At 71.7% G+C, this 13191-nt stretch carries 7 protein-coding genes; 3 read left to right on the top strand and 4 right to left on the bottom strand.

What is annotated here, in order from left to right:
• On the bottom strand, positions 1 to 891 hold an 891-nt coding region (locus VIM26_RS27115; protein ID WP_414696495.1), incomplete at its 3' end, for an NAD-dependent epimerase/dehydratase family protein.
• A 68-nt stretch (positions 892 to 959) separates the two neighbouring features.
• Positions 960 to 1109, bottom strand: a complete 150-nt coding sequence (locus VIM26_RS15120) for a hypothetical protein (RefSeq protein WP_331952615.1) — start codon at positions 1107 to 1109, stop codon at positions 960 to 962.
• Positions 1110 to 1391: 282 nt separating this feature from the next.
• Between VIM26_RS15120 and VIM26_RS15115 the strand changes: the two genes are divergently transcribed.
• From VIM26_RS15115 to pgi, 3 genes are all read left to right on the top strand, one after another.
• A complete protein-coding gene (locus VIM26_RS15115; protein WP_331952613.1) occupies positions 1392 to 3395 on the top strand; it encodes a GGDEF and EAL domain-containing protein in 2004 nt (667 codons plus the stop codon).
• Between the two features lie 284 nt (positions 3396 to 3679).
• Positions 3680 to 6802 (top strand): Ig-like domain-containing protein, encoded by a 3123-nt coding sequence (locus VIM26_RS15110; RefSeq protein ID WP_331952611.1) that lies wholly within the window; start codon positions 3680 to 3682, stop codon positions 6800 to 6802.
• Positions 6803 to 6879: 77 nt separating this feature from the next.
• Positions 6880 to 8562: a glucose-6-phosphate isomerase gene (gene pgi / locus VIM26_RS15105; protein WP_331952609.1), complete on the top strand. Its 1683-nt coding sequence runs from the start codon at positions 6880 to 6882 to the stop codon at positions 8560 to 8562.
• 9 nt (positions 8563 to 8571) lie between these two features.
• Here the strand turns inward: pgi and VIM26_RS15100 are convergent, their stop codons facing one another.
• Positions 8572 to 11190 (bottom strand): putative bifunctional diguanylate cyclase/phosphodiesterase, encoded by a 2619-nt coding sequence (locus VIM26_RS15100; RefSeq protein WP_331952607.1) that lies wholly within the window; start codon positions 11188 to 11190, stop codon positions 8572 to 8574.
• A 69-nt stretch (positions 11191 to 11259) separates the two neighbouring features.
• Positions 11260 to 12957: a S8 family serine peptidase gene (locus VIM26_RS15095; RefSeq protein ID WP_331952605.1), complete on the bottom strand. Its 1698-nt coding sequence runs from the start codon at positions 12955 to 12957 to the stop codon at positions 11260 to 11262.
• Positions 12958 to 13191 lie beyond the last annotated feature (234 nt).

The following is a 13191-nucleotide window of genomic DNA, read 5'->3' as shown; positions in this document are numbered from 1 at the left end:
ATCCCTGGAACGGCGACGACCACACTCGTCGGCGCGGGCTACCTCAAGGCCGCTCCAGCGGTCAACACCGAGTACACCGTGACGTACTCGGCCACCACCGGCGTCGTGAGCGCCTCGAATGTCGGCACGTCGACCGTGGGTGCGGAGTGCATCGCCTAGTCCGGGGTGTCTGAGCGCCCGGCGACCATCCCCTTGGTCGCCGGGCCTTTGGCATGCCCGACCAGCAGCAGACTGCGGACATCGGTGCGGACTGCGCACATCCGATGTGCGCATCGGGGACGGATGTGCGCAGTTTGCGGCTGGGCTATGCCCCCGGGTGCGCGAACCGCCAGGCGGTCCAGGCGCTGGACAGGATCTCCGGCAGGGCGTACTCGACTCGCCAGCCCATGTCTCGGCGATGCGGTCCACCGACGCGACGACGCTCGCGGGGTCACCCGGGCGGCGCGGGCAGATCTCCGGCTCCACATTCCAGCCGGAGACCGCCGCCAGCCCGCGCACGACCTCGAGCACGGTGGACCCGGTACCCGTTCCCACGTTGAAGACGTCCCACGGCCGCTGCGGCAGGGACAGGTAATCGAGCGACGCGATGTGGGCCCGGGCCACGTCGCGCACGTGCACGAAGTCGCGCACGCAGCTGCCGTCGCGGGTCGGGTAGTCGCCGCCGAACACCTTGGGCCGCTGACCGAGGGACCTGCCCTGGAGCAGCATGGTCACCAGGTTCATCACCAGCGGGTCACCGAGCTCGGGCGAGCCCGCGCCGGCCACGTTGACGTAACGCAGCGACACCGCACGCAGGCCCCAGGCCCGCGCCGAGTCCCGGACGAGCCACTCCCCGACGAGCTTCGTCTGGCCGTAGCGGTTCTCGGGCGACAGGGGCGCATCCTCGGTCACCTCGTAGGTCACCGGGGTCCGTAGACGGCGGCCGACGAGGAGAACACGAGCCGGTCGACGTTCGTCGCCTACATCGCCAGCAGAGCGTTGGCCAGACTGGTGATGTTCGCCCCGAAATTCAGGGCGGGCAGCGCCATGGACTCGTCGACGCGCTTCTTCGCGGCAAGATGGATCACCGATGTCACGTCGGACTCGCGGAGCACCGGCCCGGCGACCATCTGTCGCCGGGCATTGCCATGCCCACTGAGAGCGCTCCCATTGGCACACAATCAGCCCACCATTGACACATTCCATTCCTCCGTTAAGATGAATTTTCCCGGCGCCGCACTCCGGACCGGTCGGACGCACCTCTCGCACCACGCACCCGTGCAGTGCCAATGGCGACACTGCCCGCCCCGTGCAACCGCCCCCGCGACGCACGTCGATCCGATTACCGAGTGTTGAGTTGACGGCTGCCGTGCCGGAAGGCGCCCGCGAGCCGACGACCGGACTGGATTGCAGTGACGCTTTCCCGCAGGCGCCCCACTCGACCGCTCGCGCGGCGGCGGGCGCCCTGGAGGCTCCCGGCCCGCGGCGCTTTCCTGCTGCGACTGCTCGCCACCTTCAGCGGGGTGCTCGTGCTCCTCACCGCCGGGCTGTTCGCCGCCCAGTCGCACGACGCGCGACGCGCCGCGCTCGCGGACGGGACACAGCGCCAGCTCGCGCGGGGCGAGGCCCTCGAGGATCTGTTCGCCTCGGCGGAGGCGGCCGGTGCCGACCCGTGGTCCGCCGTTCGCGCGAGCCTGACCTCCCTGGCGACGCAGGACGGCGTCCACCACGCGCTGCTGATCTCATACTCCGGGGCCGTCGCCGCGGCGAGCAGCACCGACGCCCAGGCGACCGAGCTGCCTGCTTCGGACGTCGCCAAGGTCGTGCGCACCGGCGAGCCCGCGTTCTCCCGGCGGTTCCACCAAGGCCAGGAGGAGCACGAGTACCGCTCGCGCGTCGAGCTCGCGGGCGCGCCCTACGTGCTGGTGGTGGCCGTCGACCCCGTCGTCCTGCACCGCGCCATCGCGACCCTCGAGTCCTCGCTCCTGAGGTCGCTCGCGATCGGCCTCCTGCTCGCCCTCCCCCTGCTGTACCTGCTCGGCGGACGAAGCCTCGCCCGCCGGTTCGGGGCCGCCGTGGATCACGCCACCCTCGACCGCCTCACCGGGCTGCCCAACCTCTTCTCCTTCGAGGAGGCGCTCGAGAAGGAGGTCGCGCGCGCCCAGGACTTCGGCGAGAGCCTCACCCTCGCCCTCCTCGACGTCGATGACTTCGTGTTCGTGGTGGCGAGCCGCGGCCGGCAGAAGGGCGACGACCTCCTGGTCAGCCTCGGCGACGCCCTGCGCGGCATCCGGCGCGTCGATCGCGCCTTCCGCGTGGGCGGCGACCAGTTCGCGGTGATACTTCCGCACACCCCGCTCGACGACGCGGTGATCGCGGTCGAGCAGCTTCGCCGGGTCACGCTCGGCCGGCTGGACGGGACCACGCTCAGCGCCGGACTTGCGGTGTTCGAGCCGGCGGGTGGTGACCTCGACGCGGCCGCGCACGCCGCCGTGCTCCGCGACCACGCCGACCAGGCCATGCGGGAGGCCAAGCACCGCGGCCGCAACGGGTGCGTCACGTTCCCCGAACTCGCGCAGGTCACCCCGCTGCGCACCAGCGCCGCCACGATCGCCGCCACCCGGCACCTGCTCACGACCCGGCAGATGGGGGCCGTGTTCCAACCGATCTGGAACCTCGACACCCACACGGTCTTCGGCTACGAGGGCTTCGCGCGCCCGTCGTTCGAGCACTGGCTCGGCGGCCCCTTGGATGCCTTCTCCGGCGCCGCACGCCTCGGGCGGATCGACGATCTCGACACGCTGTGCCGGGAGTCCGTCCTCGCCCGGGCAGGCAGCCTGCCCGACGACGTCCTGCTCTTCCTCAACATCACGCCGGTCGCGTTCAACCGCAGCGGGATCGGCGAACAGCTGCGCAGCGAGGTCGAGGCCGCCGGGCTGAACCCCCGGCAGATCGTCCTGGAGCTCACCGAGCACGCCGGCACGCACGCCGACGTCGTCGGCGCCCCGCTGCGGGAGCTGCGCAGGTCCGGCTTCCGCCTCGCCATGGACAACGTCGGCGCAGGCGAGCGCGGGCTCGACCTGCTCAACGCCGTCCGGCCCGACTTCGTCAAGGTCGATCGCGCTCTCGTGTGCAGTGCGCGCGACGGCGGCCGGGGCCGCACCGTCCTGGCGAGGATCGTGGCCTACGCCGCCGCGACGGGCGCCGTGGTGATCGCCGAGCGCATCGAGACCGAGGAGTTCTTGCACCATCTCGAGCGCGCTGGGCGGACCGTCGGCCGCCGGGCTCGGTTCGTCGGCGGGCAGGGCTATCTGCTCGGCCGGCCGGCCGCCGACTCCCCGGCGCTGCAGACAGCGGTCCTCGGCTGGCCGCTGCCGCACGGGGTCGGGCATGAACCGTTGGTGTCCGCGTCCTGATCGAGCAGACACCACCCCCGCCCTCAGAAAGTACCCCGCCGCCCGATATCCGTTGCGGACTCGGGTCGTCACGTTCGTCGCGAATTGTCCGCGCGCGGGTTCGGACGGGAATGTATTGATTCGGGTCAGAATGCGAATGGTGCGCCCCCGAACGCGCGAACAATTCCCCCTCCGTTGTCACCCGAGAATCGCCGCCTTGCGATTTGCTGTGGTCAACTTTAACTCCGGGAATGTGAGCCTGACTCCCGGTGCCGACCTGCCGGGAGCGACCAAGGAGTACGGCGATGAACTGGTTGTCCGCACGCCGTCAAGGCGCGCCACGCAGAGCGCGTGGCCTTGCCGCCACCATGACCGTCCTGCTCGCCCTGGTCGGCAGCGGCATCCTCGTGGGGCTGACGGCCTCCCCCGGCGCGGCGGCCGTCACGGACCCGTTCACTCAGGTCTTCGCCACGAGCACGACCGGGGACATCCAGATCCGCGGCAACACAGTGCTCAGCTGCCTGGACGGGGCGAGCGCGTGCGCCACCGCCCGAGCCGGCAGAAGGGCTACCAACAACACGTTCTTCATGGACTACGTCGACGTCGATGGCGACCCGCTCACCTTCAACTCCTCGACCGCCCGCGTCGACGTCCCCGCCGGCGGCTCCGTGCTGTTCGCGGCGCTGACGTGGGGCGGGGACACCACCCAGGGCGGGGACGGGGACGGCGAGGCGCCGGAGAACGGCGTCGGGGCCGCAAGCACCGCACCGGACGCTGCGAACCGGGGTCAGGTCAAGCTGAAGGTGCCCGGTGCGGGCACCTACGCCACCGTGCTGTCGACCCACACGTCGACGAACGGCGGTACCTACCAGGGGTACCTCGACGTGACGTCGCAGGTGCAGGCTGCAGGCAACGGCCAGTACGCCGTCGCCGACGTCCAGGCCGGCACGGGCACCACCATGTTCGGCGGCTGGGCGCTGACCATCGCGTACCGGGACCCCACCGCCCCGGCGCGCAACCTCGCGATCTTCAGCGGTTTCGGCGCGGTGTTCGCCGGCGACGACGTCGACGTTCCGGTCGCCGGATTCCTGACGCCGCCGGGCGGCGAGGTCAGGACGACCCTCGGGTCCGTCTCCTACGAGGGTGACGCCGGCATCTCCGGCGACCAGCTCAGACTCGGCAACGACGTCGGGAGCCTGCAGGACGTCGCCGACGGCCTGCACCCGGTCGACGACACCTTCACCTCGGTCATCAGCGACCGAGGCGTGGACTCCGCGGTGCGCAACCCGAAGTACGCGAACCAGCTCGGCTTCGACGCGGCAACCTTCGACGTCGACAACTTCCTGCCCAACGGGTCGACGAATGCCGTGATCCGGCTCACCTCGACCAATGACGCGTACTACCCCGGCGTGGTGACGTTCGCGACAGACCTGGCCGTCCCCGACCTCCCCGCGACGAAGTCGGTGCGCATCGCCGCCAAGGCCACCGGCAACACCCAACCGACGCTCGTGGAACCTGGTGACACGCTCGAGTACGCCGTGGACGTGCGCAACGACGGCTTCGACGCCTCGGCGAACACGGTCCTGCGCGACGTCGTCCCGGCCGGGACCACCTACGTGCCCGGTTCGCTCTCCTCGGGCGGGGTGGCCCTGACCGACGCGGCGGACGCCGACGCCGGCGGCTACGACGCCGGAACCCGACAGCTCACGGTCGGCATCGGCACGGGCGCCGACGCCGCAACCGGGGGCAAGGTCGCGATCGGCACCGCCGCCGGTCCGGTGACGTTCCGGGTCGTCGCCCCAAGCCCCGACGGTGCCTCGTTCTCCAACACGGCGAATCTCACCTTCGAGGGTGACCAGACCGGCATCCTGCTGGCCGGTTCGTCCGACACCGTCACCTCCGGCGTGGTCGGCCACCACAGCGCCCTCGCCGTCACCAAGGCGGCGGACCGTTCCGTCGTCCAGCGGGACTCGGGGACGGCTGTCACCTACACCCTCACGGTCTCCAACTCGGGTCCGTACGAGGACCCCGCGGTCACCGTGACCGACACCCTGCCCGCCGGGGCGCTCGTCGAGAGCGTGACCCCGAGCTCCGGCAACTGCACGACGCCGGCCGGCCTGGTGCGGTGCGACCTCGGCGCGGTCGCGGTCGGCGCCGCCGCAGCGACCATCACGGTCCGGGTGGACCTCGACGACACGACCGGCGTGGCCACCGACACCGCTCGCGTCGCCGGCTCGAACCTCGACGACGACGCCTCCGACGACGTCGCGTCGGTCTCGACCGAGGTCAACACGGGCCCCGTCGCGAGCGACCGCACGGTCTTGACCGACACCGACACCCCCGTGGCGATCGCCCTGCTCGCAGGAGCCACGGACGCGGACGACCAGCCGCTGTCGGTGAGCTCGGTCGGCCCGGTCGGTCACGGCTCGGTGAGCGTCGCCGGCCCGGGCCGGGCGACCTACACGCCCGATCCGGGCTATGCCGGACCGGACACCTTCACGTACACGGTGTCCGACGGGCACGGCGGTGCCGCGACCCCGACGGTCCGCGTCACCGTGCTCAACGCCGCCCCGATCGCCGTCGACGACGCCACGTCGGCGCGGTTCAACACGCCGGTGGTCGTGCAGGTCCTGGCGAACGACTCCGACCGCAACACGGCGGGGACCGATCAGGTGCTGACCATGACTGACCCGGTCGTGAGCAGCGCCGGCGCCGACGTTCGCTGGACCGCCGACGGCACCGTCTCGCTCACCCCGGACGCCGACTTCGTCGGCGACGTCGTGCTCGACTACCGGGTCTCCGACGGCGCGGGCGGCACCGATACCGGGCGTCTCGTGGTGACCTTCGAGGCCCCCGTCGCGACGGCGCTCGATGACAGCGCGACCACCCCCTATGACACGTCCGTGCTCGTGGACGTGCTCGCGAACGACGACAGCGGGCGGGGCCTCGACCCGACGCTGCTCGAGGGCTCCATCTCCGACGCCGTCGACGCCGACGGCGCGGTGCAGGGGACGGTGCTCCTCCAGGACGGGGAGCTGCTCTTCGTGCCGCGGGCGGGCAGCGCCCTGACCATGGCCGACGCCCCGAGGCTGAGCGGCCCGCCACCCGTGGGCTTCTCCGGCACCGTGACGTTCGACTACACGATCAGCAACGAACTCGGCGGCACGGCCACCGCGAGGGTCACCGTCACCGTCGAGCCTGAGCTGGTGGCGACGCCCCTCGTGGTGCCGGCGACGCCGGTCGTGGTGCCGGCGACGCCGGTCGTCGCGGCACCGCACAGCCCGCCGACCAGCACGCTGGCCCAGACCGGGGCGGACGTCGGTGCGACCGGCGCGGCCGCGATGCTCTTGATGGGCCTGGGCATCGGCGCGTTCCGGCTCGCGAGAACCCGTCGGAACCGGTCGACCACGGCGCCCCTCGGCGGATAGGCGACGTCGCCGTCCTGTCTCAGCGTGCCGCGAAGGGCAATACGGTGTTCCCTGGCAACGCCGCGAGAAGGAGCCCTGTGACCACCACACCGATCGACGCCACGACCACCGACGCCTGGAAGTCCCTGCGCGCACACCACGACGCGCTGGAACCGGACCTACGGGGCTGGTTCGCCGCCGACCCCGCACGCGCCGCCCAGCTCACCCGGAACGTCGGGGACCTGCACGTCGACCTGTCGAAGAACCTGATCACCGCCGAGACGCTCGCACTGCTGGTGCGGCTCGCCGAGGAGGTCGGCCTGCCCGAGCGGATCGAGGCGATGTTCTCGGGCGAGCACATCAACGTGACCGAGGACCGTGCGGTGCTGCACACGGCCCTGCGCCGGCCGCCGTCGGCCACGCCGCAGCTCGTCGTCGACGGCCAGGACATCGACGCCGACGTGCAGGAGGTGCTCGGCAAGGTCGACGCGTTCGCGGACTCGGTCCGCAGCGGCGCCTGGACGGGCGTGACCGGCGAGCGCGTGGCGACGGTCGTGAACATCGGCATCGGCGGCTCCGACCTCGGACCGGTCATGGCGTACGAGGCGCTCAAGCCCTACGTCGCCGACGGCCTCACGGTCCGGTTCGTGTCGAACATCGACCCGACCGACGTCGCCGAGACCGTCAAGGACCTCGACCCGGCCACGACGCTGTTCATCGTCGCGTCCAAGACCTTCGGGACCCTGGAGACGCTGACCAACGCGCGCCTCGCCCGCGACTGGCTCTGGACCGGGCTGCTGGCCGACGGCGCGATCGAGGACTCCGAGGCGGACCGCACCCGTGCGGTGGCCCGGCACTTCGTCGCCGTCTCCACGGCCCTGGACAAGGTCGCGGCGTTCGGCATCGACCCGGCGAACGCGTTCGGCTTCTGGGACTGGGTCGGCGGGCGGTACTCGCTCGACTCCGCCATCGGCACCTCGCTCGCGATCGCCGTCGGGCCGGAGAACTTCCGCGCGTTCCTGGGCGGGTTCCACACGGTCGACGAGCACCTGCGCACGACGCCGTTCGCACAGAACGTGCCCGTGCTGATGGGGCTGCTGAACGTCTGGAACGTGAACTTCCTGGACGCGCACACGCACGCGGTGCTGCCGTACGCCCAGTACCTGCACCGCTTCGCCGCCTACCTCCAGCAGCTCACGATGGAGTCCAACGGCAAGTCGGTGCGCTGGGACGGCACGCCCGTCACGAGCCAGACCGGCGAGGTCTTCTGGGGCGAGCCGGGCACGAACGGGCAGCACGCGTTCTACCAGCTCATCCACCAGGGCACCCGGGTGATCCCGGCGGACTTCATCGCGTTCGCGACCCCCGCCCACCCCCTGCGCGACGGCGACGCCGACGTGCACGAGCTGTTCCTCGCGAACTTCTTCGCGCAGACCAAGGCCCTCGCGTTCGGCAAGACCGCCGAGGAGGTCCGCGCCGAGGGCACGGCGGAGGAGATCATCCCGGCCCGCGTGTTCCCCGGGAACCGGCCGACGACGTCGATCATGGCGCCGTCGCTGACGCCCGCGGTGCTCGGCGAGCTCATCGCGCTGTACGAGCACATCACCTTCGTGCAGGGCATCGTGTGGGGCATCGACAGCTTCGACCAGTGGGGCGTCGAGCTCGGCAAGAAGCTCGCCGTGGAGATCGCGCCCGCGGTGTCCGGCGACAGTGCCGTGCTCGCGGCGCAGGACTCCTCCACGCGCGCCCTGATCGAGTACTACCGGGTCCACCGCCGGTAGTGCTCGCGCTCACCTGGCCGACGGCGGGGTCGTCGTCGGCCGGGCAGTGGCGCGGGGGGTCGGCAGCGGGGACGTCATCCGGAGCTTGAGCCCGGCCCGGTGCACGACCTCGGGTACGCGCGCGGCGGGCACCGGCCGGGCGATGTAGAAGCCCTGGATGATGTCGCAGCCGAGGGTCCGCATCTGCTCGAGCAGCTCGGCGGTCTCCACACCCTCGGCGACGATCCGCAGGTCCAGGCTGTGACCGAGCCCCACGATGCTGGCGATCAGCACCCCGCTCGTGCGCGCGTCCAGCGCACGGGAGAGCCCGAGCACGAAGCCCTGGTCGATCTTGAGCTCGCGGACCGGCAGCCGCTGGAGGTACGACAGGCTCGAGTAGCCGGTGCCGAAGTCGTCGAGCGAGAGCGTCACGCCGAGCGAAGCGAGCTCCTCGAGCGTCGGCACGGTCCGGTCAGGCGCCCCCATGACGCTGCTCTCGGTGATCTCCAGGATGAGCCGGTTCGCGGGCACCCCGGCCATCTCGAGTGCCGCGGTGACCTGCTGGGGAAGGTTCGGGTCGTTGACGTTGCGGGCCGAGAGGTTCACCGCGACGGCGAGGTCGTAGCCGGCGTCGCGCCATTGCCGGCACTGGCGCAGGGCCTTGGCGAGGACGACCTGCGTGAGCAGGTCGATCAGGCCGGTCGACTCCGCCAGCGGGATGAAGCCAGCCGGTGCGACGGGCCCGAGCGTGGGGTGGGTCCACCGCACGAGGGCCTCGACGCTCGACACGATGCCGTCGGCCAGATCGAGCTTGGGCTGGAAGTGCACGTCGATCTCGTCCCGATCGAGCGCGCTGCGCAGGTCGGCGAGCAGCTCGAGGCGCTCGGCCCGCCCGTGGTCGAGCCGCTCGGTGTAGACCACGACCGGCACGCCGGCATCCTTCGCGGCGTACATGGCGGTGTCGGCGTGCCGCAGCAGGTCGGTGTAGCTCTGGCCTCCCCCGTCCACGGCGACCCCGATCGAGGCCCCCGTGCTGACCGTGACGTCGGGCAGGTCGACCGGTGACCGGAGCGCCTCGATGATGCCGCTCGCGACGGCGAGCGCGTCCGGCACGGCGTGCGCGGACGGTGGCAGCAGGACGGCGAACTCGTCGCCGCCGAGGCGGCCCACGGTCGCTCCGGCCGGCTGCACCGCGCGGAGCCGGTCGGCGACGACCCGCAGGAGCTGGTCACCGATGTGGTGCCCAAGGGCGTCGTTGACCTCCTTGAACCGGTCGAGGTCGAGCAGCAGGACGACCGCCCGGCCCTCCTCCGGGCGCTGGCTGAGCAGCGCCCGCATGCTGTCGGTCAGGTACGACCGGTTGGGCAATCCGGTGAGCACGTCGTGGGTGGCCTCGTACTGGAGGCGTTCGACGAGCCGGACGCTCTGCAGCGCGACGGTCAGATGCCCGGCGAGGGTCTTGAGCAGCGCCAGATCGTTCGAGGTGAAGTGGGTCAGGTCGCCGAGCCGGTCCAGCACCACGAGCGTCCCCTGCGTGCCGGACCGGACCAGCGGCACGACGAGCGCATCCCCGACCCCGCGCGCGGCGAGCCATCGGCGCTCGGCCGGATCGTGGGAGCGCGCGCTCAGCAGCAGCGAACGCTCGGATCGGACGCTGGTCGTCAGGAGATCGTCCGGCGCCCGGCCGCCGCGGTCGATCTGGACGATGCCCGCCTCGCCGACGCCGATGACGATGGGCCCCGTCGTGTCCTGGATCGTCAGCTCGGCGCGGTCGGCGCGCAGCAGCTCGCGCACCTGCGGTAGCAAGCGCCCAGCCAGGGCTTCGACGCTCAGCGCACCCTCGCCGATGCCGATGAACTCCTGCACCTCCTGCAGGGACCGGTGCCTGCGGCGCAGCACCAGGTACGCCTGGTACGACGCTGCGGTCACCGCGACGAAGCCCACGAGCAGGAAGGGACCGAGGGAACCCGCCATCAGCAGAACTGCACAGATGAGGCCCGCACCGGTGTTGATGGCGACGAAGACACTCGCCGAGACCATGACCTCCCGTACGTCGTCCCTGTTCACCGGCCCGGAGTTGATCCGGATCACGACCAGGACCAGGGAACTCATCACCAGGTCGACGACGGCCAGCGAGACGTAGCAGGACGCGCCGGTTCGCAGGGTCAGCCCGACCGTCCCGCCCGCGAGGTAGTGCGCGAGGGTGATCACCGCGGCGAGGTCGAGCAGGTACGACGCCGTGTTGAACGAGAACTTGAGCGGCGGGGCGCGTTGCACGAGGAAGGCTGCGACGGCGCCGACCACTCGCGCGACGATCAGCTCCCCGGGCGGGCAGTAGAGCAGGCCGAGCAGGACTGGCACGCCCGACAGCGAGAACGAGTACGCCTGCCGCCGGACCTCGATCAGGGCCTGGCCCAGCTCCGTCAGGAAGAAGGCGACGGCGAAGCCGAGCACCAGGATGATCGTCCAGGTGCCCGCATCGAAGTTGAGCAACGGCGTGGCCGGGACGCGAAACGCAAGGGCGAGACCCGCGACCGCGAGCAGCACCGTGAGCGCAATCGTCTGCGCGGTCGGGCCTGCCCACCGTCGCCCGGGCGCGACCGTGCGCGCGGGACTCTCGTCGCGGTACTCCTCACCCGGTCGGGCCATGCTCACCCCGCAGTCGAAGGGGACTCTGCTTCGACGTCGGCGTCGAATGCTGCGTTCCAGCCTAACTGGTCAGCTCCAGCGGGCGCTGGACCAACGCGCGCTCTCCCAGGTCACGCCGCTCCACCGGGCCCGCGACCACCTGGCGCTGTCCCACGAGCCGTCGCTCCAGCGGGCACTGCTCCAGCGGGCACTGCTCCACCGGGCGCTGCTCCAGCGGGCGCTCGCCCAGTCCGTCGAGGTCCATCCGTCGCCGCTCCAGCGGGCACTCATCCACTCCCCGCCGTCCCAGCTCGTGCCGTCCGAGGACGCTTGTGACCAGGCGGCCGGGTCCCAGGCCGTGCCGACGACGTCGACCTCGCCCGAGAGCACCTCACCGGTCTGCGGGTCGACGAGGTAGCTGCCGCCGCGCGCGGCATCGAGAGAACCGGCGCCGGTCGACATCGGCCAGCTCTGGTCCACGGACAGCCTTGCCCTCGCGACGGGCACCGCGGTCGCCCGTGCGGTTGCCTTCGCGACCGCTACCGCCGCTAAGACGTCGAGCTGACCGGCTCCGGCGTCGATGCGGGTCGAGCCCGAGATCGACCGGGCGGTGCGCAGCAGGGCGTCCTTGACCTGGTCCGGGCCGAGGTTCGGGTTGGCCTGCAGGACCAGTGCCGCGGCACCGCTCACGACGGCGGCGGCCTGCGAGGTGCCGCTGCCCCGGAACAGCCGTCCCGTCTCGTCGCCGGCCACGCGGCCCTCGGGGTACGTGCGGTCGACGAACGAGCCCGGTGCCCGCAGCGAGGCGATCGACCGGCCGGGGGCCACCAGGTCGACGTGCCGCTCCGCGGTGCCGCGGCTGCTGAAGTCGGCCACCGACGGCGAGGCCCAGCCGGCGGTGGTCCCCTGGGGATCCGACGCGCCGACGGCGATCACGTACGGGTCGATCGCCGGGTCCGTGAGCGTGCCCGCGTCCGCACCGCCGTTGCCTCCGGAGACCACCACGACGAGGCCGCGATGCCACGCGTGCTCGGCGGCCGCCGCGAGCGGATCAAGCTGGTACGGCTGGACCGACGCGGTACCGAACGAGAGGTTCACGACCCGCACGTTCATGCCGTCGTCGGTGCGGTGCTGCGACACCCAGTCCAGGGCGGCGATGATCTGGCTGACGTCCGCGCTGCCGTCGGTCGCCGCGAGCTTGAGCGCGAGCAGCTGGGCGTCCGGCGCCACACCGAGCTGGCGGATCGAGTCGGCCGGGTCGAGCTCGTTCGACCGGGTCGTCGCGGGGTCCTTCGCGGCGATGATGCCCGCCATGTGGGTCCCGTGGCCGAAGGTGTCGTCGGCGAGCACGTCGGTGCTGTTGGCCTCCAGCGAGAGGTCCGGTCCGCGCACGATCTTGCGGGGCGCGTCCAGTCCGGGTACCGCTTCGACTCCCGAGTCGAGCACCGCGACGGTGACGCCCTGGCCGGTGATCGCCCGCCCGGCAGCGTCCCGCTGGCTCCACACCGACCGGGCGCCGATCGCCTTCGTCAGGGCGAACAGCGAGCCGGGGTCGAGCAGCGAGGTGTGCTCGTCGAGGGCGTTCAGGGCGGCCCGATCCGCGTTCGCGTCGCCCCAGAGCGTTCCCACCGACCGGGTCGTGCTGTGCTGTGGATCCTGTCCGATGACGTCGGCCGGCGCGTTCGCCGACGCGACGGAGGGGAGCGCCAGGATCGATCCCGCGACCATCGCGACGCCGGCCACCCAGGAGCTCCAGCGCGGGGCGCCGGTCACCACGTCGTCACGCATCAGGTCTGCTCCAAAGGTCAGGGCACGAGGCTCAGAATTCCCTTGGGGCCTAGAGACGTTTCCAAGCGCTGGCCTGCCGGGTTACCCCCCTCATCGGCACGTCGACGAGCCTTGTGAGCCGTCGCGGTGACGTTGGGCGCGGAACTTCGCCCGCGCGCGCCGAACCGGCGCCTCGCGGCCGAAGCCATCCAGGACGCCGCCGGAGCACTCGCCTCCGCCGTCGGTCGGCTGCCC

Source organism: Pengzhenrongella sp. (assembly GCF_036565025.1).
In the GTDB taxonomy this organism is placed as follows: domain Bacteria; phylum Actinomycetota; class Actinomycetes; order Actinomycetales; family Cellulomonadaceae; genus Pengzhenrongella.
Note: the sequence above shows the minus strand (reverse complement) of the source record. Positions and strands in the feature narration are given on the sequence as shown.